The sequence below is a fragment of the Burkholderia sp. SIMBA_051 genome, assembly GCF_046534915.1.
GTDB lineage: Bacteria > Pseudomonadota > Gammaproteobacteria > Burkholderiales > Burkholderiaceae > Burkholderia > Burkholderia ambifaria.
The window spans coordinates 1-759 of sequence record NZ_JAWRXS010000039.1; the positions used below are offsets into that span (position 1 = coordinate 1).

At 37.3% G+C, this 759-nt stretch carries 1 pseudogene; it reads left to right on the forward strand.

The features are described 5' to 3' along the window. Window positions 1-407: 407 nt before the first annotated feature. Window positions 408-759 (forward strand): annotated as a pseudogene (locus SB771_RS33420) (hypothetical protein); the annotation flags it as partial.

Here is a 759-nt window from a genome sequence, read left to right on the forward strand (position 1 = left end):
TTCCGTAGTACCCCCCTGTTAGAGTGGGGGGGTTCTTGTTTGGCGAAGGTGCTCCGCTTTTCGTTGCCACTCAGGCGACTGTCGCCGCCTTTTCGCTTCGCACCTTCGCCAAACTAACAAGGATCAGGATTAGGATATTAGAAATCTATTATACCATTCCTTTTCCAAAATTCCCAACGGTACAATACCCAGACATTCTGCTTTGAACGAAGTGAAAATACACGTGCAACTTTCAGGTGCATAAGTGGGCACTGGTTCTCCAGTGACTCTTTTCGGGCTCTGCCCAGAACTGAAAGTATCTCAAATTAAATTTCCAATATTTTAAAATTTTTCTTTAACTATTGCTCTTATTTTGAAATAATACAAAAGGTTTAAAATTTTTAAAATATAAAGAGAGGAAGGATAAGGTGGAAACTAAAGTAGAATTCGAAAAAGTCGCTTACAGTCTCAACGAATGGTATATAACCATAAAGCAAAACAACATTCTCAAAGCTACAGCCATGCGAGAAAAAATCGTAAACACATTTCCAAACATGGAAGAAAATCAGAACGTCCTACTGTATTTCAATCTCATAGACTCAAGATTTAAACTGATGACAGAAAACTATAAAGAATCAGGACAACTACTCAGTAAAGTAGACAATGCAACACTGGAAAAAGGCACAGATGACATGATTCAATACTATTTTTATCTCTTCAACGGCATGTATCACTTTTATGAAAAAGATTTCATCGAAGCAATCAACTTTTACAGAATCG